Raw genomic sequence first — 20098 nt, forward strand, 5'->3', positions numbered from 1 at the left:
TTTTTCATGTAGAAAGGAAGGGATATTAATGGGATTACTTGAAAAATTGCATACACAAGTGTTAACAGCTGACGGTGCGATGGGCACTTTATTATATTCTTACGGAATTGACTATTGTTATGAGGAATTAAACATTACCAAGCCTGAAGTGATTGAAAATATACATCATCAATATATTAAAGCAGGCGCTGACATTATTCAGACTAATACGTATACAGCGAATGCCATTAAATTAGAACGTTATGGTTTAGAAAGCTCAGTAAAGGAGTTTAATGAATCGGCAATCGCCATTGCAAAACGTGCTGCAGCACCAGGCGGCCAATTTGTCTTAGGGACAATTGGTGGTATTCGCGGTATTCGTAAAAGTGAAGCGACACTAGATGAGATTATAGCTGCATTAGATGAGCAGGCGGGGTATCTATTAGCTGGTAATCCTGATGGTTTATTACTAGAGACGTACTATGATTTTGAGGAACTTTCATCTGTAGTGAAACATTTGAGAAAATTAACTGATGTACCAATCATCTCTCAAGTATCGATGCATGAACCAGGTATTTTACAAAATGGCTTATTGTTAAATGATGCACTGCACCAATTAGAAGCTTTGGGTGCAGATATTGTCGGAGTAAACTGTCGTTTAGGCCCCCATCATACAATCCAAGCGTTTGAAGATGTTGAATTACCATCCAAAGCATTCCTATCTGCATATCCAAATGCTAGTTTGCTAGATTTAGAAGATGGCAAAATTGTTTACGAATCAGAGGCTGATTATTTTGGTCGTGCTGGTGTTTTACTACGTGACCAAGGTGTTCGCTTAATTGGTGGATGTTGTGGTACGACACCGAAGCATATAGAAGCTGTGAAAAAACGTATTGCTGACCTACCCCCAATTGAATATAAAGTTGTAAAGAAGAAAAAAGCAATCGAGATTAAAGAAGCGACTCCTGATCATCATGAGCCACTTCACGAAAAGGCGAAAAGAGAACGTACAATAATTGTAGAGCTTGATACACCTCGCCATCTTGATACGACTGCCTTTATAGAAGGTGCACAAATACTCAACGCAACAGGTATTGATGCTGTCACTATGGCTGATAATTCATTGGCATCCCCTCGTATTAGTAACATGGCAATGGGCTCAATTTTGAAAACGCAAAATAGTATTCGTTCCTTGGCTCATATTACTTGTCGTGATCGCAATCTCATCGGCTTGCAATCGCATTTAATGGGTCTAGATGCATTAGGTATTAATGAAATTTTAGCGGTCACTGGAGACCCTACAAAAGTGGGGGATTTCCCAGGTGCAACTAGCGTTTACGATGTCTCAAGTTTAGAATTACTTCAATTAATCAAACAGTTGAATGAAGGAATATCATTCTCAGGTAAACCTTTACGTAAAAAGGCTAATTTCTCTATTGCAGCTGCATTTAATCCTAATGTACGAGTGCTTGATAGAGCCGTAAAAAGATTAGAAAAGAAAATTGAGTGTGGAGCAGATTATTTCATCACACAGCCTGTATATACGAAGGAAAAAATAATAGAGATATATGAAGCTACGAAACATTTAGAAACCCCTATCTTCATAGGAGTCATGCCACTAACTGGTATTCGAAATTCAGAGTTTTTACATCATGAAGTACCGGGGATTAAGCTCTCTGATGAAGTACTTGAAAGAATGCGCGCAACGGGTGATGATAAAAACCTTGCAACAGCAGAAGGTATAGCTATTGCTAAGGAATTAATTGATACTGCCGCAGAGTTATTCAACGGCATTTATATCATTACGCCATTTACACGTTACGACATGTCAGTAGAATTGATTCATTATATTCAAGAGCTAGACAAACAGAAAGTAGGAGATCACAACTATGTTAAAACAACCAATTAAAGAACGACTCCAACAACATATTCTTATACTAGACGGTGCAATGGGGACTATGCTCCAAAATGCTAATTTAACACCCGAAGATTTTGGTGGGGATGAATATGATGGCTGTAATGAATATTTGAATATTACACGACCTGACGTAATCGAAAATGTACACCGTGCTTATCTAGAGGCGGGTTCAGATATTATTAGTACGAATACATTTGGTGGGACTCCTGTTGTGTTAAATGAATATGCTCTGGGTGATCAAGCGCATGAAATTAACGTATTAGCAGTGCAAATTGCTAAAAAAGTAGTGGATGAAATATCAACACCTGAATGGCCTCGATATGTTGCTGGCGCAATCGGACCAACGACTAAAACCTTATCAGTAACGGGTGGTATTACATTTGATGAGCTATTACATGACTTTTACGTGCAAGCAAAGGCATTAATTGAAGGCGGAGCGGATTTATTATTACTTGAAACAAGTCAAGATATGCTGAATGTTAAGGCTGGTACTCTAGGTATTAAACAAGCATTTGAAGAGCTTGGTAAAGAGCTGCCTGTGATGATCTCGGGAACAATTGAACCTATGGGAACTACTCTGGCAGGGCAAAGTATTGAAGCCTTTTATATTTCAATTGAACATATTAAACCATTATCAGTAGGGTTGAACTGTGCTACCGGACCTGAATTTATGACAGATCATTTACGCTCGCTTTCAGAATTAGCAACAAGCTATGTTAGTTGTTATCCGAATGCAGGATTACCAGATGAAGAAGGGCATTATCATGAAACTCCAGAATCCTTGTCTAAAAAGCTTGAAGGTTTTGCAGATAAAGGTTGGTTAAATATCGTTGGGGGTTGTTGTGGTACGACGCCGGAACACATTAAATCAATCCGTAAAGTAGTAGAGAATAAGCAGCCCCGCCAAATGCCTGAAGCCGAGCATGGGCATGTCGTAGCAGGAATTGAACCGCTTATTTATGATGATTCAATGCGCCCATTATTTGTAGGAGAACGTACAAATGTTATTGGTTCACGAAAATTTAAGCGTTTAATTATAGAAGGTAAATTTGAAGAAGCGGCAGAAATTGCTCGTGCCCAGGTGAAAAACGGTGCGCACGTAATGGATATTTGCTTAGCAAACCCTGACCGTGATGAACTTGAAGATATGAAAAACTTCATGACGGAAGTGGTAAAGAAGGTTAAAGTTCCCCTTGTAATCGATTCAACGGATGAAAAGGTAATCGAAGAAGCATTGAAATATTCCCAAGGGAAAGCAATCATAAACTCTATCAATTTAGAGGATGGAGAAGAACGTTATGATGCGGTTTTACCAATAGTGAAAAAATACGGTGCATCTATCGTTATCGGAACAATTGATGAAAAAGGAATGGCCGTTGACCGCCATAGTAAATTGAAAGTTGCTGAACGTTCTTATGACCTGCTAGTGAACAAATGGGGAATCGCACCAGAAGACATTATTTTCGATCCTCTCGTATTCCCAGTTGGTACGGGGGATGAACAATATATAGGAGCAGCTGAAGAAACGATTGAAGGTATTCGCTTAATCAAAGAAAAAATGCCTCGAGTATTAACTATTTTAGGTGTTAGTAATGTATCCTTTGGTTTACCTCCAGTTGGACGGGAAGTATTAAACGCTGTGTATCTATATCACTGTACACAAGCCGGGCTAGATTATGCAATTGTAAATACAGAGAAATTAGAGCGATATGCTTCAATTCCAGAAGCTGAGATTAACTTAGCAAATGATTTAATCTATAAAACAAACGACAAAACACTTGCTGATTTTACGGATTTCTATCGTGACAAAAAGAAAGAAAAGACCGAAGATGATATTCCGAAAACAGTACCAGAGCGACTAGCGTATTACATTATTGAAGGTACAAAAGAAGGACTAATCCCTGATTTAGAAGCTGCGATGAACATGTATGATTCACCGTTAGAAATAATTAATGGACCTTTGATGTCAGGGATGGCTGAAGTTGGACGTTTGTTCAATGACAACCAGCTAATCGTAGCAGAAGTACTACAAAGTGCTGGAGTTATGAAAGCATCTGTATCATTCCTAGAACAGTTCATGGAAAAAAATGAAAATGACACTGGTAAAGGGAAAGTAATATTAGCAACGGTTAAAGGTGATGTACATGATATCGGAAAAAACCTTGTTGATATTATTTTAAGTAATAACGGTTATAAGGTAATTGATGTTGGTATTAAAGTTACACCCCAAGCACTAATTGAAGTTATTAAAAAAGAACATCCAGATATTGTTGGATTATCGGGATTACTCGTAAAATCAGCACAACAGATGGTTATTACTGCACAAGATTTCAAGGATGCAGGCATCATTACTCCAATGCTTGTAGGTGGAGCGGCATTATCAAGACGCTTTACCGAAACGAAAATTGCAGCAGAATACGATGGTCCAGTTATGTATGCAAAAGACGCAATGCATGGGCTTGAGTTAGCTAACAGACTGCAAAGTAAAGATAAAGGTGAATTGCTACATGAGTTAGAAGACGCAATTGAAAAACGTGCAGCATCAGAAGAAAAGCGCGCTTCAAGACCAGCTGTTGCTGTAGCAGAAAAACCGATTAAAACAGTACGTTCAGATGCACCGGTTTTTGTACCGACTGATTTACGACGTCACGTATTAAAAGACTATTCAGTATCTCATTTGTATCCATATGTGAATATGAGAACATTAATTGGCCATCACTTAGGTTTAAGAGGATATAGTGATGAAATGCTTGAAAAAGGTGACTCTCGAGCAGTTGAGTTATACGAATTAGTAACAGAATTCTTGGAATCAGGTATGTTAAATCCATCAGGTATGTATCAATTCTTCCCTGCACAAGCAGATGGAGATGATGTTGTCATTTATGATCCAAAAGATAGTAAGACCGTTATTGAGCGCTTTACTTTCCCACGTCAAAATAAGACGCCGTACTTATGTTTAGCTGATTTCTTGAAAACAGTTGATAGTGGAGAAATGGATTATGTTGCTTTTATGCAAGTAACGGCTGGGCACGGCGTACGAGAGGCTGCATCACGTTTGAAAGAGCAAGGGAAATTCCTTGAAAGTCATGCATTCCAAGCAACAGCTCTGGAATTAGCAGAAGGTTTTGCAGAACGCATCCATCAAGAAATTCGAGACCAATGGGGGTTCCCAGATGCCACAGATTTCACAATGCGTGACCGTTTTGCAGCAAAATATCAAGGACAGCGTTTTTCATTTGGCTACCCAGCATGTCCAAATTTAGAAGATCAATCGAAACTATTTGGTTTGATCAAACCAGAAGATATAGGTGTACATCTTACAGAGGAGTATATGATGTCGCCAGAAGCATCCGTATCAGCAATTGTTTTTGCACATCCTGATGCAAGATATTTCAATGTAGAATGAAAAAAAGCGAGATGGATTTAAGTCATCTCGCTTTTTGCATTTCTTTTAGATAGATTATATGTGTTATTTCGAGTAAAAAAACAAAATCCATCCTTATTATTTAATGATAACTGTTAAACAAAGTAACGATTATCAAGTGTATTTCAAATCTTGTTACCAAGTATTAAGACTTGCTATATGACAGATGTCATATGTTAATCATGACAACTATATCTACTGTCATGTAACTATAAGTTTTAAGATGAGAATATATAAAGCGAAGAAAAGTGAGGGACATCACATGAATAATATAGAAAAGACGAAGCAATTACGTAAAGACGTCGCACCGTTCGCTAAGTCTCATTTGAATAAAAGTATTATGCAAATGGTTAACACTTTGCTACCACTAATAATCTTATGGACAGCAGCGTATCTATTAGTTCCAGTTTCTGTTTGGGCATCGGTTGGTTTAAGTATAATCGCAGCAGGTTTTGTAGTTCGTACATTCATTATATTTCATGATTGTACTCACGGGTCATTTTTTAAAAATAAAAAAGCAACAGATATCGTTGGTACAATAACAGGAGTATTAACATTGTTTTCTTATGAAAAATGGAAACGTGAACACGCAATTCACCATGCAACAAGTTCAAATTTAGATAAACGTGGTGTTGGTGACATTTGGGTAATGACAATTGATGAGTACATTGCAGCATCAAAAATGGAGCGATTCAAATATCGTGCTTACCGTAACCCGCTTGTAATGTTCGGATTGGGCCCACTATATTTAGTTTTAGTTTCAAGTCGTTTTAATCGTAAGGATGCAAAACGAAAAGAGCGTATGAATACGTATTTATCAAATGTTATTATCGTAGCATTAGCAACTACGCTTGTGATGACTGCCGGATGGACTGCATTTTTAATCGTACACGGTACGACGATGTTTGTAGCTGGGGCATTAGGAATTTGGTTATTCTACATTCAACATACATTTGAAGATTCTTATTTTGAAGAAGAATCTGAGTGGGATTATGTAAAAGCAGCGATTGAAGGAAGTTCATATTATAAATTGCCACTAGTTTTACAATGGGTAACAGGTAATATTGGTTTCCATCACGTACATCATCTATCACCACGTGTACCTAATTACTTATTAGAAGAAGCACATGAAAAAGTACCACCACTTCAAAAAGCAACAACAGTAACTATCAAAACAAGTTTAGAATCATTACGTTATAAATTATATGATCCATCACATAAAGCCTTTGTGACTTTCAAATCTGTACAAAGGTTAGTAGATGAACATGATCGTTTGTCAAAAAATCAAGAGGTACCTATGAAAAAAGCAAGCTAAGTATGAAAAACGGTCATTTCTTTAAACAGAGATGGCTGTTTTTGTTTGTACGACATTTGATATAATAGGGGCAATTAGATGGGGCGGTGAATGAATTTATGCTGAGCTGGTTTAGTATTTTCCCGAAAAGTCCTTGGCTAAGTATCTATGCTTGGGTTATTTTCTGTTTACTACCGTTCTTTTTCATATTTAGGTCATCTTCATTTTTAGAAATAACGATAGGAATTTCAATTTTACTTTTATATTTTGTTTCATATCGTTTTTCACATAGATCACACAATGGACTCGTATATATGTGGGTATCCTTTGAAATGATAATTAATGTTGCGATGACATTACTTTTTGGTTATGTTTATCTCTCATTATTTACGGCATTTTTTATCGGGAATATCCGTAATACTGTAGGGTTTTATATTATGTATGGCTTACATATCGCTTTTACAATTGGCGCGATAGTAGCAGGATTTTTCATTGAAATTGATTTGTTTCTTCCTCAAATTCACTTTATCATTATTTCGGTTATTGGAACGGTCCTATTACCGTTTAATTTATATAACTGGAATAGACGTGAAAAGCTTGAGGGACAACTTGAGTCGGCAAAAGAACGTATTTCTGAGCTTAGTATCTATGAAGAGCGCCAGCGTATTGCGCGCGATTTGCATGATACCCTCGGGCAAAAGCTTTCTATGATTGGTTTGAAAAGTGATTTGGCTGCACGTTTAGTGGAAAAGGATCCACAGGCAGCAGTGATGGAATTAAAAGATATCCGCCAAACAGCGAGCATTGCGTTGAAGGAAGTACGTGAACTTGTCGCAGATATGCGCACAGTGAAGTTACGTGATGAACTTGTCCGTATCCAGCAAATTTTAGATGCAGCTGAAATGGAATTGACGATTGTAGGAGACCCTAATTTTGATAAAGTTCCAACAATCGTTGAAAACGTTCTAAGCATGTGTTTAAAGGAAGCTGTTAATAACATAGTAAAACATAGTGATGGATCGAAGTGTGAAATTACATTCGTCCAAAATAAAAATGAATTACAGATTATCATTGCAGATAATGGCGTTGGCCTATCAGCCAAAAAAGAGAAATCAGAAGGTAATGGTTTAAATGGCATGCGGGAACGATTAGAGTTCGTCAACGGCAATCTGCAAATTACTGAACAAAACGGCACAGTGCTTAACATTACTGTACCTGTCGTCATCACACATCAAAAAGGAAGTGACCAACATGATTAAAATCGTCATAGCTGAAGATCAAGGTATGCTATTAGGTGCTATGAAATCTTTACTCAATATGGAAGATGATATGGAAGTAGTCGGCATTGGAAAAAATGGAGCTGAAGCTGTTGCGCTTGTAGAGGAGCATAATCCAGATATTTGTATTATGGATATTGAAATGCCCTTGAAAACCGGATTAGATGCTGCTGAAGAATTACAAGATCATCCTTGTAAGATTATCATCTTAACTACTTTTGCACGTCCAGGTTATTTCGAACGCGCTCGTAAAGCGGGTGTGCGTGGTTATCTATTAAAAGACAGTCCCATTGAAGAACTTGTAAATTCTATCCGTGTAATTATGGAAGGCAGACGGCTATATGCACCTGAATTAATCGATATTGTCTATGAAGAGACGATTGAAAATCCGCTCACAGAACGTGAAAGTGAAGTACTAGAGCTAGTAGCGGAGGGTAAAACGACGAAGGAAATAGCGGGGGAGCTTTTTCTTTCGCCCGGTACCGTGCGAAACTATATTTCAACCATCTTAGACAAACTAGAAGTAAGCAATCGAATTGAAGCTATCGCTCGTTTTAAGGAAAAAGGATGGAACAAATAGAGCGAAAAGCTGGCTAAGTGAGTTTTATATAAATCCATATTGTAAATTAATCAGCATCTCCTTGTGAGGTGCTTTTTTGTTGGAAAGATTACGAATGTAGGAGCGAGTAGGTTAAAAGGAAGCTCGAGTATGTTAATTCAATAAAATACAAGTTGTTTTTCGTCACTGAGTCAAATTGGTGGAATATTCTATATATAGGGTATATGCTTTACTCGTTACAAAATTTTGAAATAGAAAAGGAAGTAGACATTAAATGACTATTAAAGTAAAAGCAATTATAGGTTCAACTAGCTCAACTTCAAATAATTTAAAAATTGTAAACTTTATGAAAAAACGATATTCAAACAAACTGGATATTACACCAGTTTTAATTAATGATGTTGAAATGTTCTCAATTGATATTGAAAACAATCCACCAGCTGGTGCGACAGCTTTTAAAGCGGATGTTAAAGATTCTGATGCAGTATTATTTGCTGTTCCTGAATATAACTATTCAATTCCAGGTGCATTGAAAAATGCAATTGACTGGTTATCACGTGGTGGTGATTATACAATCAAAGATAAACTGGGATTCATTGTAGGTTCATCAATGGGTGTTTTAGGAAGTGTTCGTGCCCAAATCCATTTACGTGAAATACTTTTAAATCCAACTTTAGGGCCAGTACTACTACCAGGTAATGAAGTATATATAGGAGCAGTTCATACAAAGTTAAACGAAGCTGGTGAACTAACAGATGAGAAAACAATTGCATTCCTTGATACGGTTGTAGAAAACTTTATTGCTTTTTACGACAAACATTCTAAATAATATATGGCTCCCCAGTACATATTATTATGACAAAAAAGCTTCTTCTCTAAGACGTATGGAGAAGAAGCTTTTTAATTAAAATTTTTCTTTCAACATTTGCATGCGACTGTTAAACAATGTTGGATAGGACAAAAAACCAAGGAAAATACTTGATACAGCCGCTGTCGTAAGCAAGATAAAAACGATTAGTAATTGAAACTGAACTGCCTGGATAGGGTCAGCTCCAGCAATGATTTGACCACTCATCATGCCGGGAAGTTGTACAAGTCCAATAGTTTTTTGGCTTTCTATCGTTGGAATCATGCTTGCTTTTATCGCACTAATTAATTGATGATGAATAGCCTGTTTTGGTGTTCCACCTAACGATAAAATAAGCTCTACTTGATCACGATGAGCGTGCATTTCAGCTGTGAAACGATTTAAGAATAAAATGGATAGTACCATGGAATTCCCGATGATCATACCACTAATTGGAATAATATATTGTGCAGTTGCGGGTACAATGTGGAAGCCTAGTAGTATGGCTTGCGTCAATACTTCAACAGTCAGTAAAGTAACAGCAATTTTCCACGTAATCCCGTCAATGGACTTACCTTTTTTACGTGCGTTTAATGTAGCAGTCCCAATCATCAAAGCAATCATTAAGAATACGTAGATAAAATGATTGGAATCAAAAACAAATTTTAATACATAGCCGACAGCAAGTAACTGGATAATGGAGCGTATCGTTGCAATAAATGTATCTTTTTCTAATCCGAGTTTTAAAGTTTTTGATAAAATTAGTGGTATAAGTACGAAAATCAACGTTAAGGATAATGCCAAATAGCTCACTTAATCACTCCTTGTACAAAGCGTTTTACAAGCTCACCTTGAGGGTCTTCTAATAGTTTGCTATTTCCAGCCTCAATAACTTCACCTTTCATTAAAACCCAAGTATAGTGACCTATTTTTAATGCTTGCTCAAGATTATGTGTAATCCAAATCATCGTCACGTTATATTTTTCGTTGATTTTGACGATTAGTGCTTCTATTTCTTTTAATGAAGCACGATCTAGTGCAGATGTAATTTCATCGAGTAACAAAATTTCAGATTGATTGACTAGGGTTCTAGCAATCGATACTTTTTGGCGTTGTCCACCGGATAAATTATCTGCATCTTTATGTAAAAAAGAGCGTTCCAAACCTACATCTTCTAAGTACGAGATAGCATCTTCTTCAGGTAATTTTTTGTTTTGCAATGCTAATGGAAGCTCTAAATTTTCAAAAACTGTGCCTTTGATCATAGGAGCAGCTTGCAATGCCATTCCGACATTTCTCCGTAAATCAATTGGGTCATAATTAGTAATGAGTTTATTATGAATGAAAATTTCACCAGCACTAGGGGAGATTAAACCGTTGCACATTTTGAGTAAAGTTGTCTTACCCGCGCCAGATGGGCCAACGAGTGTTGTGATTTTTCCCTTTGGAAAGGATCCAGTAACTTTTTTTATTATTTTAGAGTCACCAATTTGAAAATCAACATGATTAAAATGTATAGCTGGCTCATATACATTATCCATTTGTAAGCCTCCTGAATAAAGTTCTTTACACTAAATGTACCATAGTTGAAGAATAATCTTCTATTTTAGAAGGGTTAAGCGTTCATTATTAAAGCAAGCAATGCTCCATTTTTTGTTAGCAACGTGTGGGATTTTCAAATTCTTGCTTTTACAATCTAAAACCACACTTTCACCTAACAACATTTGGTGTATTATAATTATACTTAAAAATTAAGGTTGTTTTTGCATCCTACCGAAGAACAATCTACATTAGCGTGCTATATCTTGAATAGGTGCGAATCAAATGTATCGTATTTTATTACATTATTAATAAAAATGATTGGTGTAATACCAAAGTCTTAACTAAAAAGGGGAATATTAGCATGATAAAAGAAATTTATTGGACATGTTTTCAATATGAGGATTGGAGAATTTATTTAGCCGCTACAGACCAGGGGCTTAGTTATGTAGGTATTAGTATGGATGAGTTGGAAACGATGTCTGCAAAAAGGTTTAAACAGTATACCTTAATAGAATCTGATGGAAAATTAGAAACGCATAAAAAAGAATTGCTAGACTATTTTAAAGGTGAGAAAAGGGAATTCGTGATGCCTCTAGATACAGGAGGTACAGAGTTTCAACAAGCTGTTTGGAAAGCTTTACAAGGAATTCCTTATGGCGAAACAACAACTTACTCAGCAATCGCCAATCAAATAAATAATCCAAAGGCAGTGCGAGCTGTAGGTACAGCAATTGGTGCAAATCCAATTTTGATAATCGTACCATGTCATCGCGTTATCGGAAAAGATGGTCAACTTACAGGTTTTCGTAGCGGACTAACGATGAAAAAAGCACTACTTGCATTAGAAAAATGAAATACATGAGCTATGAAAACAGAGAAACTATTTTACCAATTTGATGCAATAAAATCGAGTTTCTTCCTATATAAATAGTAACAATAATATAAATTAATAATGTCAATTCAAATCATCTTGAAGGGGTTTTATAGTTCACATAACCTAGTTATGCTTGTCTGATTAAAGTCGTTTCGGATAATAAAACTACTTCAATTAAGACTTGAACTCCTTAATCCCTTAGTGTGAGAATCGTACATTTTATTAGCGTAAATAAAATTTTGACAAAATTAAAAGCCACTTCAAAATTGAATTGGCTTGTGAATTTGTAAGTTTATTGGTTATGAGGGAAGAGTGGCAATTCTCCTAAGAAAATAATGTCATCCCGTTTAATAGCATCACCTTCTGCTATAATAGCGGCTTTTGCAACAACTCGACCACCGGCTTTTGTCACAAGCTCTTCTAAAACTTTAATAGACTCACCAGTGCTAATAACATCATCAATAATTGCAACCCTTTTATATTTTAAAAAGGCAACATCATGGAAATCTAGACAAAGGATTTGTTTTTCTTCTGTCGTAATTGATTTCACTTCATGGATAAGTGGTTCAAGCATATAGGTTTTTAATGATTTACGCGCTACGACATAACGTGGTAATTTCATCCGCTTTGAAAGTTCATATACTAAAGGAATCCCTTTTGCTTCTGCTGTAATGAGTAGATCTACATCAGGTAGCTTTTCAGCAAGGGCAGTTGCTGCAGCATCCACCATCTCTATATCACCTAATAAAACAAAGCTAGCTATAGAGAGATTTTCTTTAATTTGAATAATGGGTAAATGACGCTTTAAACCTGCGACATGTAATTCATAAGTTTTCATTGCATAAAATCCTCCGATTTACAAAATAACTAATGAGACAATTTCAAAAAACACCCGATGGTTTATATAAATAGGTCTCTAATAGTCTTTAAATTTTCAGATGATTTAAGTTGTAATAATGTGCATCATCAAAAAATAACGTGACCATTCCTAAATATAGCAATATCACGATGAATACCTAAATATTTTTAATACACTTTACTGGAAGTATACGGGATTGTTCGATTCAAAAACAATGTTATCACCTTTAAAACTAATGTTCAAATTTGTAGTTAATGGATTACTGAGAAGATTTAGAAATTTACAGTGAAATTAATGAAGAAATATACGGTTCACGAGATAGAATAGCGGTTTTCAAAACATGTTTAACGTTAAATAGTGTATACTATGACTAATTACGATGGTGGAAGAAGGGACTAAGTATGAAGTCGAAATATCCAGATGATAGCTTAGCGCTACATACAGACTTATATCAGATAAACATGGCAGAATCTTATTGGGCGGATGGTATACATAATAGAAAATCAGTGTTTGAGCTGTATTTCAGAAAATTACCATTTGGCAACGGTTTTGCAATTTTTGCTGGTCTAGAAAGAATGCTGGAATATTTACGTGATTTCCGTTTTAGTGAAAGCGATTTAGAGTATTTGCAAAATGATTTAGGTTATAGCGAAGATTTTATCGAGTATTTAAGAGATTTACGCTTTACCGGAGATGTGTATTCAATGGTTGAAGGTGAACTAGTCTTCGGTAATGAACCGATTGTGCGTATTGAAGCGCCTTTAGTAGAAGCACAATTAGTTGAAACGGCTCTACTGAACATTGTTAATTATCAAACATTGATTGCTACAAAAGCAAGTCGTATTAAGCAAATTGTAAAAGACGATGTGGTAATGGAATTTGGTACACGTCGTGCTCAAGAGATGGATGCAGCCATTTGGGGTACACGTGCAGCAATTATAGGTGGATTGGAATCAACAAGTAATGTGCGTGCAGGTAAATTATTTAATTTGCCAGTTGCGGGCACTCATGCTCACTCACTTGTTCAAGCTTATAAAAACGACTACGAGGCGTTTCATGCTTATGCAAGACGTCATAAAGACTGTGTGTTTTTAGTTGATACGTATAATACTCTTAAATCAGGAGTTCCAACTGCAATCAAAGTAGCAAAAGAACTGGGCGATAAAATTAACTTTATGGGTATCCGCTTAGACAGTGGAGACATTGCATTTTTATCAAAAGCAGCACGTAAAATGTTAGATGACGCTGGATTCCCAAATGCCAAAATCGTTGTATCAAATGATTTAGATGAATATACTATTTTGAATTTAAAAGCTCAAAATGCAATGGTTGATATGTGGGGTATTGGTACAAAATTAATTACTGGTTACGATCAACCCGCTTTAGGTGCAGTGTACAAAATAGTAGCTATTGAAAAAGAAAATGGACAAATGGAAGATACCATTAAAATTTCTGCTAACGTTGAAAAAGTGTCTACGCCTGGGAAGAAAAAATTATATCGCATTATTGATCGTGAAAATGGTAAAGCTGAAGGTGACTACATTACGATGTTTGATGAAGATCCTCAATTGGAGGAACGTATTAAAATGTTCCACCCAGTTCATACATTCATCTCCAAATTTGTCACTAATTTCGAAGCTAAAAATTTACACACGAAAGTAGTAGAAAATGGACAAGTAATCTACGAAAGTCCTTCTGTACAAGCAATGAGAGAGTACGCGACCGAAAATTTAGACTTATTATGGGATGAATATAAGCGTTCTTTGAATCCTGAGGAATATCCAGTCGATTTAAGCCAAAAATGCTGGGATAATAAGATGCGTAACATTCAAGAAGTGAAAGATATGGTTGAACAAATCGAGCTTGGTTAAGGAGGTAAGTAGTATGTCAAATTTACAACAACAAATTATTGAAGAGTTACGAGTTTTACCAATAATTGATGTACAAGGAGAAATTCGTCGTTCAGTAGATTTCCTAAAAGCATACGCACTTAAGCATTCTTTCGTAAAGGGTTTCGTTTTAGGTATATCTGGTGGTCAGGATTCGACTTTAAGTGGTAAATTAGCGCAAATGGCAGTAGACGAACTAAATGCCCAAGTAGGTAAAGATCAATACTCTTTCTGGGCAGTGCGTCTTCCATACGGAGTACAATCTGATGAACAGGATTGCCAAGACGCAATTGATTTTATCCAACCTACAAAAGTCTATACTGTGAATATTAAAGCAGCTGTAGATGCTGGTGTACAAGCTTTGGCTGATGCGGGAGTTGTACTTTCTGATTTTGTAAAAGGGAATGAAAAAGCACGCGAACGTATGAAAGTTCAATTTGCAATTGCAGCAACAAATGCCGGGATTGTCATTGGGACAGACCATGCGGCAGAAGCCATTACGGGATTCTACACTAAGTTCGGTGATGGTGGATCAGATGTTGTGCCGATATTCCGTTTAAACAAGCGCCAAGGTAGAGCATTACTTGTGGAGCTTGGATGTCCGAAGCATTTGTACGAGAAAACACCAACAGCAGATTTAGAAGAGGAACGACCTTCATTACCCGATGAGGTTGCACTAGGTGTGACATATGATCAAATTGATGATTATTTGGAAGGTAAAGTAATTCCTGATGAGGCTCGTAAAGTCTTAGAAGGGCATTACTTACGTTCGCAACATAAACGTCACCTACCAATAACTGTGTATGATGATTTTTGGAAGTAATTAAATAATATAGATGAGCCGAATCCTGAAGTGAGGATTCGGTTTTTTTATTACCCCAACCGAAGGACGTGCATTTGTGAAATATATTAGAAACATACAATTAATTAATAAAACTGTCACCTAATATTTATTGAAAATTCTGCTCTAAAGTATATTTTAAAATTATAAGAAAAAGGGGTTAGTAAAGAGCATTAAGGCGCAATAATAGTAAGGAACTAAAAAGATAAATTGAGCTAATAATTATTCTACTCTTTGTTTTGTTAAAGGTTTGTAATCAAAAGAAATCTAATGGTCATGGTATAATAAGTCCAATTATATTAAGGGATGCGGTTCATAAGGCTTATTTTTTGTCTAATGGATTAAAACGATAGACTTTGTAAAGTGGAGGTTCAATTGATGGAAACACAAGAAAAGCTTCAAGAGGTCGTACGTAATATTGAAAAGGTCATGATAGGTAAAAAGCATATAGCAGAATTGAGTGTAGTATCGTTGCTTGCTCAAGGGCATGTATTATTAGAGGATGTACCTGGAGTTGGTAAAACTATGATGGTACGGGCTTTGGCAAAATCAGTAGGAGCACAATTTAAGCGTATTCAATTTACACCAGATTTATTGCCTTCTGATGTTCTAGGTGTATCCATTTATAACCCAAAAGATATGGAATTCCATTTTCGACCGGGGCCAATCATGGGCAATATCATATTGGCTGATGAAATTAATCGTACTTCTCCAAAAACGCAGGCTGCATTACTTGAAGGTATGGAAGAGGCTGCTGTGACAATCGATGGTGAAACATACAGTATCCCAAAACCTTTTTTTGTAATGGCAACACAAAATCCGATTGAATATGAGGGAACCTATCCATTACCAGAGGCACAACTCGATCGATTTTTGTTGAAGATGAAAATGGGTTATCCATCTTATGATGATGAAATTGAAGTACTACGTCGTGCTGAACAAGGTAAGCCAATCGATTTTTTAACATCTGTCATTACCATAGAAGAATTAATTACTTTGCAACAACAAGTAAAAGATGTTTTTGTTGATGAAGTTGTGAAAGGTTATATTGTTGATTTATCTCGTGCAACTAGAGAAAACCAATATGTATATTTGGGTGTTAGTCCACGAGGCTCCATTGCATTGATGAAAGCTTCGCAAGCATATGCATTACTTCGTGGTCGTAGTTTTGTTACACCTGATGATGTACAGTTTTTAGCACCATTTGTATTCTCGCATCGTATAATGCTAAGGCCTGAAGCTCGTTATGATGGAGTTTCACCTGAAGAAATTATTGGACGCATTTTAATTAATACAGTTGTGCCCATTAAAAGGTCTGCAAATCAATGACAATAAGTAGATTACGATATGTTTCAGGGAGAATCATACGCCTGATGCTAGTCGTTTTGCTACTGCTTAGTACACTAGCATTTGGCATCATAGAAGGCGGTTTTGTAATCTGGTTTGTCTTTTTCATGTTACTTCCTTTCTCAACATATTCATTGTTGTTGTTTTTTACACCTTTAAAAAAAATGAAAATAGAGCGCAGTATTGAACAGGAACATATGAGAAACGGTGATTCATTGAAGATGACAATGACTCTAAAGCGCAATAATAGATGGCCTATTGTATATGCAGTTATTCGTGAAGCGAAGCCTAGTGAAGTATTGGTAAATGCAATGATGCAACCAATGCAAAGGTTATTGTTAGTTGGATTTAAAAAGGAAGTTAAGTGGACATATGAAATTGAAGAAATACCGCGAGGAGAACACTATTTACAAGGTGTTGAAATAACAGTTAGTGATTTCTTTGGCTGGATTAAAAAAACGCAAATCATCCCTGCGAAACGTACGGTTGTTGTGTATCCAAACGTGACGAAAATGATTTTCAGACCCCTTGATATGGGCATGCAAACTGGAACTGGACCGGTATCTTCTGCAATTGTACGGGATACGACAATGGTGTCAGGATTGCGCGAGTATCAACCTGGAGACCGGATTTCTTGGGTACACTGGAAGACATTTGCGAAAACGGGAGAGCTTCGTACGAAAGAGTTTGAAGATCAACAATCACAAGATTTATGCCTAGTGCTAGATTGTTCACCATCAGCATTATTTGAAGATCAAGTTGAATTTGTTGCCTCTATCTTGGATGCGAGTGTTCGTCAGCAAATCACGATGGCATTTTTGTCGGCAGGTAGAAATCGTATGCTTTTTGAAGCCATTCAAACAGAAAGCCAATTGAAAGAGGTTATGTTCCATTTGGCGAGTGTACAAGATGATTTAGGAGATTCAGTCAATCGTTTGTACGGACAAGATCGTACGTTAGCGAATGCTGCTCAAATTCTTTTTGTGACAAGTGAGCTTACAACAGAGTGGCTTGATATTTTAACAAAGGCATCAAAGTCATCACGTGCCTGTCTTTGCTTTGTTATTCGAAGTAAAGGACAAGTTATGTCCACCCAGGAACAGGCTATGGAGAAATTAGCTCGCACACGTGGTATTAGAGTTAATACGATTGCTAAGGAACAATTTACAGAAGCTTTTACGGGGGTGTTGAAATGACAGAGCACCCTATAAAGAGAATGATTGGATTAGTGGCGCTCTACATTGTGATTTTCTTCATGTTAAGAGAATGGCTTCTGCCTATCGTTATTTTGACTAATACAGGTCATCTAAACTTATTCTTATTATTCGTAGCTATCTGTCTGCTGGCGAATATAGTCCGTTTAAATGGTTGGATATCGGCTATTATAAAATCTGCCTATATATTATGGTTTTTAATGTACGTTTATACAGGAACGAAAGTATTTTCAATTGAGAGTGTACTAACATTAAGTAGTGATCTTCAAAATAGTTGGTTAGCATTGATACAAAGAGATTGGAACGGTGTGGCGAACTCTTTCCGCAGTATCTTATTTTTTATCTTGCTTTGGATGACGATTTATCTAATTCACTATTGGGTGACGGTGAAGCATACTATTATTCATTTCTTATTCGTAACGATTATATTTTTAGCTTTGTTAGATACTTTTAGTGAGTATAATGCGAAGTTTGCCATTATAAGAGTTATGTTTTTAGGATTACTTTTACTAGGTACTTTATATGCTAATCATTTATTTGAGACAAATGCTGTGGAGAGAAAAGGAACAAAGTATATCGCTGTTCTAATTCCGTTAGCGGTTATGCTTATTGCGAGTACTGTATTTGCCTATGTGATGCCGAAAAAAGGCCCGATGGTAACTTTACCGAAATCACTTTCTACTCTAATAGATCAACAAGGTAAAGGTAGTTCTGCTATTGGAAGAATTGGTTATGTTGAGGATGATAAAAAGCTAGGTGGACCATTTGAAATGGATGCTCGCATCGTCTTTATTGCAAAGGCTGATAGTAAACAATATTGGAGAATTGAAACAAAGGATATTTATACTTCTAAAGGATGGGAACGTAAAAAGGGTGATGTTTATGTCGAGGTCTTTAATCAAAATGAGAATATCCCTTTAACTATTAAACCAGGAAGTAAAAAGGATCAAACTACTGCAGAAATTGAAATGAAGAAAGATTTTAAATTCATTATGCAGCCATATGGTTTGATGGCGGTTAATAATGTAGAACCAGATGTATCTTTCTACCGAGAAATAGACGGTGAAAAGATTCGTTCTTTAAAGGATGAAAATGAAATTGCATTAGAGGCGTATACGCTATCCTATAGTTCACCAAAATATAGTTTGAAGGCACTCAAGAAAACAAATGCAAACGATTTGAAAAAGTTATCGAAGGATTATAATACTTATTTGCAATTACCTAAAACTTTGCCGAAACGAGTGAGGAAACTTTCAAAAGACATTACGAAAGATGAAAAGAGCTTATACGGTAAGGCTAATGCAATTGTAGATTATTTTAAATATAACAATTATGTCTATAGTCGTGACAAAGTGGCGATTCCGGGGAAACATGATGATTATGTTGATCAATTTTTGTTTGATACAAAAATGGGCTATTGTGATAACTTCTCAAGTTCAATGGTTGTCATGTTGCGCTCTATTGGTATTCCAGCACGCTGGGTAAAAGGTTTTTCTGAAGGTGAAGAAATACAGAGTGTTGCAGGTGAACAGAATGAATTTGTCATCACAAATAATAATGCTCATTCATGGGTAGAAGCATATTTGCCTGGAATAGGTTGGATGTCTTTTGAACCTACTATAGGCTTTGAAGGTTTTGATAATGTGTTAGATGATGTGAAAAATCAACAACAGCCTACACCGATCAATCCCAAAAAAGAAAACAAAGAAGAAAAGAAAAAACAACAAAGAGCTGAAAAGAAGAAAGAAGAAAAACCAAAAGAAGAGAAGCAGAAGCAAGAAAAAGATAAAAAACAAGCTCAAAAAGAAAAAACAAAAGAACCTATAATAAGTAAGGAATCTGCAATAGTGATAGCAATAATTATTGGAGCTTTGTTAGTGCTAGCTTTAATTCTAGTATTATTACGTAGAAAGTGGATACCAAAAGCAATAATTACTTATTATCGTATGAAAAAACCCGAGAATATTTCCATAGATCAAGCTTACCATCAATTGTTGAAACAATTAGAGCATGCTGGTTTGAAAAAGGGGAATGGGCAGACCCTACAAGACTTTGCGAAGTATGTAGATGAACGCTTAAGTACTAAGCATATGAGTAAAATAACTGCTTTATATGAGCAACAAATTTATAGTAATAATTACACTCAATTAGATTGGTTAGATATAAAAGAAAGTTGGGAATATTTAATCAATCGTACAAGCGGTTGATTTTAAGTGTTACAACATGTAAAATTG

15 protein-coding genes are annotated in these 20098 nt (G+C 36.1%); 12 read left to right on the top strand and 3 right to left on the bottom strand.

The genetic code is table 11. The features are described from left to right. The first annotated feature begins 28 nt into the window (after positions 1-28). From AC3IS5_RS02165 to AC3IS5_RS02190, 6 genes are all read left to right on the top strand, one after another. Positions 29-1888, top strand: a complete 1860-nt coding sequence (locus tag AC3IS5_RS02165; protein WP_489426378.1) for a bifunctional homocysteine S-methyltransferase/methylenetetrahydrofolate reductase — start codon at positions 29-31, stop codon at positions 1886-1888. Next, positions 1869-5303 (top strand): methionine synthase, encoded by a 3435-nt coding sequence (gene metH, locus AC3IS5_RS02170; protein ID WP_489426379.1) that lies wholly within the window; start codon positions 1869-1871, stop codon positions 5301-5303. The genes AC3IS5_RS02165 and metH overlap by 20 nt, the downstream gene beginning before the upstream one ends. Before the next feature lie 280 nt (positions 5304-5583). After that, positions 5584-6636, top strand: coding sequence for a Delta(5) desaturase DesA (gene desA, locus AC3IS5_RS02175; protein ID WP_489426380.1), 1053 nt, complete (start codon positions 5584-5586; stop codon positions 6634-6636). A gap of 98 nt (positions 6637-6734) precedes the next feature. Further along, positions 6735-7874, top strand: coding sequence for a sensor histidine kinase (locus tag AC3IS5_RS02180; RefSeq protein WP_489426381.1), 1140 nt, complete (start codon positions 6735-6737; stop codon positions 7872-7874). Further along, on the top strand, positions 7867-8472 hold the full coding sequence (locus AC3IS5_RS02185; RefSeq protein WP_193737584.1) for a response regulator transcription factor: 606 nt from the start codon (positions 7867-7869) through the stop codon (positions 8470-8472). Before AC3IS5_RS02180 ends, AC3IS5_RS02185 begins: the two co-directional genes overlap by 8 nt. Before the next feature lie 253 nt (positions 8473-8725). Beyond that, the gene (locus AC3IS5_RS02190; protein ID WP_489426382.1) at positions 8726-9280 is read left to right on the top strand and encodes an NADPH-dependent FMN reductase; all 555 of its coding nucleotides are present in this window, start codon (positions 8726-8728) and stop codon (positions 9278-9280) included. Between the two features lie 75 nt (positions 9281-9355). Here AC3IS5_RS02190 and AC3IS5_RS02195 read toward each other — a convergent pair whose 3' ends face one another. Then, entirely contained in the window at positions 9356-10111 is a 756-nt protein-coding gene (locus AC3IS5_RS02195) for an ABC transporter permease (protein WP_489426383.1), read from the bottom strand. Further along, positions 10108-10839, bottom strand: a complete 732-nt coding sequence (locus AC3IS5_RS02200) for an ABC transporter ATP-binding protein (RefSeq protein ID WP_489426384.1) — start codon at positions 10837-10839, stop codon at positions 10108-10110. Before AC3IS5_RS02200 ends, AC3IS5_RS02195 begins: the two co-directional genes overlap by 4 nt. Positions 10840-11201: 362 nt before the next feature. Here AC3IS5_RS02200 and AC3IS5_RS02205 point away from each other — a divergent pair, with 362 nt between their 5' ends. Further along, positions 11202-11693: a methylated-DNA--[protein]-cysteine S-methyltransferase gene (locus tag AC3IS5_RS02205; protein ID WP_489426385.1), complete on the top strand. Its 492-nt coding sequence runs from the start codon at positions 11202-11204 to the stop codon at positions 11691-11693. Positions 11694-12006: 313 nt separating this feature from the next. Here AC3IS5_RS02205 and AC3IS5_RS02210 read toward each other — a convergent pair whose 3' ends face one another. Further along, entirely contained in the window at positions 12007-12552 is a 546-nt protein-coding gene (locus tag AC3IS5_RS02210; RefSeq protein WP_489426386.1) for a phosphoribosyltransferase family protein, read from the bottom strand. A 422-nt stretch (positions 12553-12974) separates the two neighbouring features. Between AC3IS5_RS02210 and AC3IS5_RS02215 the strand changes: the two genes are divergently transcribed. The 5 genes from AC3IS5_RS02215 to AC3IS5_RS02235 all read left to right on the top strand — a co-directional run bounded on the left by AC3IS5_RS02215 (position 12975) and on the right by AC3IS5_RS02235 (position 20071). Continuing rightward, positions 12975-14444 carry a nicotinate phosphoribosyltransferase gene (locus AC3IS5_RS02215; RefSeq protein ID WP_489426387.1) on the top strand — a complete coding sequence of 490 codons (1470 nt, stop codon included), beginning with the start codon at positions 12975-12977 and terminating at the stop codon, positions 14442-14444. 13 nt (positions 14445-14457) lie between these two features. After that, positions 14458-15285, top strand: a complete 828-nt coding sequence (gene nadE, locus AC3IS5_RS02220) for an NAD(+) synthase (RefSeq protein WP_489426388.1) — start codon at positions 14458-14460, stop codon at positions 15283-15285. A gap of 396 nt (positions 15286-15681) precedes the next feature. Beyond that, complete coding sequence (locus tag AC3IS5_RS02225) at positions 15682-16632, top strand: AAA family ATPase (RefSeq protein ID WP_489426389.1); 951 nt, start codon at positions 15682-15684, stop codon at positions 16630-16632. Between the two features lie 44 nt (positions 16633-16676). Next, positions 16677-17846, top strand: a complete 1170-nt coding sequence (locus AC3IS5_RS02230) for a DUF58 domain-containing protein (protein ID WP_489426390.1) — start codon at positions 16677-16679, stop codon at positions 17844-17846. Further along, positions 17843-20071: a DUF4129 domain-containing transglutaminase family protein gene (locus AC3IS5_RS02235; protein WP_489426391.1), complete on the top strand. Its 2229-nt coding sequence runs from the start codon at positions 17843-17845 to the stop codon at positions 20069-20071. The genes AC3IS5_RS02230 and AC3IS5_RS02235 overlap by 4 nt, the downstream gene beginning before the upstream one ends. The last annotated feature ends 27 nt before the right edge of the window (positions 20072-20098 follow it).

The organism is Viridibacillus sp. KH_047 (genome assembly GCF_057838945.1).